This window comes from Myxococcota bacterium, from assembly GCA_035498015.1.
GTDB lineage: Bacteria > Myxococcota_A > UBA9160 > SZUA-336 > SZUA-336 > VGRW01.
The window spans coordinates 1-3,649 of the sequence record DATKAO010000215.1; the positions used below are offsets into that span (position 1 = coordinate 1).

Sequence of the window (3,649 nt, forward strand, 5' to 3'; positions counted from 1 at the left end):
GAGCCGTCGAGCCAGATGCCGCGCAGGAAGCCGATCTCACTCACCGCGCCGCCGATGAACCCGGACAGGCGCGAGCCCGCCGTGACCACCAGGACCACGTCGCCCGCCGACGCGCCCAGCCCCGAGGCCACGAACACGACCGCGCCGACGTACGCGCAGCCGAACACGAGCCAGCCCGCGGCGTGCCAGGCCGCGGTGCCGCGGCGCGCCGCCGCCACCGGGCCCAACCAGCGCTGCCAGGCGACGCCACGCTCGCGCACCAGTCTCCCCGCGATGCGCGTGACTCGCACCTCCTTCCCCGGCGGCGCGGTGGTCGCGGTGTCGAAGAGATGGCGCGCCAGCCGGAACGCCGAGGCGCCGCGCTCCTCGGCTGCGCGTTCGAGCCCGGGCCGCCAGGCGGAGATCCAGGCCGTCGGCAGCGCGAACAGCGCCACACCCACGAGCGCCGGATGCACCGAGGCCAGGAGCCCGATCGTCACGCCCAGGCGCAGGATCCAGCCGCAGCTGCCGAAGAGCGACATGTACATGTGGTCGAGAACGAACACCTGGTTGCGGAGCACGGAGATCCGGTCGAGATACTCGGGCCGCTCGTGGTGCTCGATCGAGCTCAGCCCGGCCTGCAAGCGCGCGACGTGTGACTCGAGCGCGATCGTGACTCGATCGCGGAAGCGGCGCTGCGTGCGCGTGCTGACGAGCGCGAGGTACCAGGTGGCGATGGCCGAGAAGCCCAGACCCGCACACGCCACTGCGACCAGCTCGCGCCGGCCGCTCGTGATGCCGTCCGTCAGCCACTTGAACCAGAGCGCGATCAGGGAATCGGGCAGCGCGGACAGCAGCACGAGCGCGAAAGACACCGCGATCAGCCACGGCTCGGCCTCGAAGCCGCGCCGCAGCGCGCGCCACATGGCCGGCAGCGCCGGCGGGACCGGGACCGCGCGCCCGGCGGCGGAGTCACTCGAGGACATCGAGCTCCCTCTCCGACTCGTCGGGCGTGCCGAAGCGTGACGCCTGCAGCTCGAACATCGTGCGGTAGCGCCCGCCCTGCGCCATGAGCTCGTCGTGCGAGCCCAGCTCCACCACGCGCCCGCGCTCGAGCACGCAGATGCGATCGGCCAGGCGCACGGTCGAGAAGCGGTGGGAGATCAGGATGGTCGTGGTGTGTCGCGTGGCCGCGAGCACGCGCTCGAAGATCTCGGCCTCGCCGCGCACGTCGAGCTGGGCGGTCGGCTCGTCGAGCAGGACGAGACTCGCGCCGCAGCGCACCGCACACAGCGCACGCGCCAGGGCCACGCGCTGCCACTGTCCGCCCGAGAGGTCCGTGCCGCCCGGATAGCCGCGGGCCAGGATCGTGTCGAGGTCGGCGAGCTGCGCCGCGCCCGCCTCGGCGAGCGCCGCCCGGATCGCCTCTTCGGGCGCGCCGCCCGGCGCTACGTTGTCGCGCAGCGGCAGCTCGAAGCGGATGAAGTCCTGGAACACCGCAGTGACTCGCCCGCGCCAGCTCTCGACGTCGAGCGCGCGCAGGTCCACGCCGTCGATCTCGATCGCGCCCTCCTGCGGGTCGTACAGCCGGCACAGGAGCTTGGCGAGCGTGGTCTTGCCCGCGCCGTTCACGCCCACGATCGCGAGCGATGAGCCGGCGGGAATCGTGAGATCGAAGCGCGCGAGCACGGGCTCCCTCGCGACCGACGCGGTCACCGGGTAGGCGAAGCTGACGTCGCGGAAGCGGATCTCTCGGGCCGGCATGCCCGCGGCCGAGTGACTCCCGCGGGGCAGCGCGCCGGCCGCGTCCATCTTCGCCTGCAGCCGCAGCAGCGCCGCCGCCGGCGCCGCCGCGCCGTCGAGCGCCCAGTTGAGTCCGCCGAAGGCGATCATGCTCGCGCCGATCGCGGCGCTCGCGAACACGATCAGCTGCGGCAGCGGGAGCGTGCCCGCGAGCGCGTCGGAAGCCATCGCGCCGAACACGGCGACGTTCGCGCCGAGCACCAGGAGGCCGCTCCACACCAGCGGCCGCTGGCGCAGGCGCGTGGCCTCGTACTGCAGATCGTGCAGGATGCGCCGGCGCGAGCGGAAGCGTTCGACCGTCCAGCCCGCGAGGCCGAACAGCCGCAGCTCCTTCGCGGCGGGCGGGTCGACCGCCAGCCGATACGCGTACTCGGCGTGTCGCTGCGCCTCGCGCACCGGCGTGGTGTTCCGGTCGCGCCACACTGCGCTCTCGCGCAAGAGCCAGTGAGTCGCGAGCCACGCGCCCGCGAGCAAAAGCGGCGCCCACCACGCAAAACCGAACAAGAGCGCCGTGAAGGCGACGCCCGAGAGAAACTGCACGAGCCCGCCGGCGATGAAGTCCATCGAGATGTTGAGCGGCGGCCCCATGATGCCCTGGTCGAAGTCGCGCGCCGCGCTGAAGTCGGCGGCGAGCTCGGGGTTCTCCAGGTGACCCATGCCCGCCGGCCGCACGCACGCGCGCGCCAGCTGGTCGTAGAACCAGCCCGCGGCGCGGCTGCCGAGGTTGGCGCCCAACATGAGATGGATCGGCGCCAGCACGGGCAGCGCGATGAAGAGCACGCCGAACACGCTGAGCGGCGCGCCCAGCGGAGCCCCTGCCTGTACTGCGCCCACGAGCCGTCCGGTCGCGATCGCGAGCAGCGCGGGCAACACGCCCCGCAGCACCAGCACGCTCCACCACGCGCCCGCGAGCAGGCGGTCGGCCTGCGGCAGGACGCCGGCGAGCTGGATCTCGGGGCGTGCGCGAAGGCGCGCGATCATGCGCCCATTATCTCCCGGACGCGGCGGAGCGGTTCGCGATCTTTTTGCCGGCCACGGGTGGGGGTCCCAAGCGGCTCCTGCCCGCCTCAGGGGGCGCGGAATGGAGCCATGCACGATTCCCAGGCGTCGGTCTGTGTCTCGCCCGGTGACTGGCTCTGCGCGTAGACGCGCTCGACGATCTCCTTCGTGCGGGGCACGCCGTACTGCGCGAGGTTCTGGACTTCGGTCTCCTGCGGCGTGCCGCGCTCCTTCGAGATCCGGGCCGCGAGCGCCATGTTCGCCTGACTCATGCAGCCCTGCGCGGGCGACAGCCGCTCGCCCGAGATCTGGGCCACCTGCTCGCTGCAGCTCGCGAAGTAGGCGACCGAGTAGGCGTAGGGTGAATCGGCTTCCAGCCGGAACACGCCGTCGATCACCTCGTCGGTGACTGCGGCCGGGATCGGCTGGTCGGGAGCTTCGGCGTAGCGCTCCTTCAGCTCCTCCGCCGAGGCACCCCGCAGCTTCACCGCGCCGATCGCGAGCGCCAGGTTCGAGAGCCCCACGCACTTGGTCATGGTGAGGTGCTCGGCCTCGGTGTACGGCGGCCGCGGGCCGTTCGGCGCTCCCGCCGTGGAGCAGCCGCCCGCCAGGACGAGCACTCCGAGCAGCCGACCGATCCGCATGCCACCTCCGCGCGAGCCCAGTCTACGATGCCCGGCGCGGCGACGGATTCAGTGAGCCATGCCCGCTCGGGGCAGGCGTTCTGACCCGCCCGAAATCGGCGCCATGCAGCCGTTCCAGGCCCCGAGCGACGCGGCCGCGCGGTCCTTGGACTCGGCGTACACGGTATCGATGACTTCTCGGGTGGTCTGGCCCGTGAAGCCCGCGAACTGCTGGTACACGGCCT

At 72.5% G+C, this 3,649-nt stretch carries 3 protein-coding genes; all 3 read right to left on the minus strand.

The window, feature by feature from the left end; genetic code table 11:
* A partial coding sequence (locus tag VMR86_18970) for an ABC transporter ATP-binding protein (protein ID HTO09141.1) occupies positions 1 to 965 on the minus strand: 965 nt, incomplete at its 3' end.
* Positions 952 to 2,763 (minus strand): ABC transporter ATP-binding protein, encoded by a 1,812-nt coding sequence (locus VMR86_18975; GenBank protein ID HTO09142.1) that lies wholly within the window; start codon positions 2,761 to 2,763, stop codon positions 952 to 954. The genes VMR86_18975 and VMR86_18970, both read right to left, overlap by 14 nt.
* Before the next feature lie 86 nt (positions 2,764 to 2,849).
* Positions 2,850 to 3,425 (minus strand): hypothetical protein, encoded by a 576-nt coding sequence (locus VMR86_18980; protein ID HTO09143.1) that lies wholly within the window; start codon positions 3,423 to 3,425, stop codon positions 2,850 to 2,852.
* Positions 3,426 to 3,649: the final 224 nt, after the last annotated feature.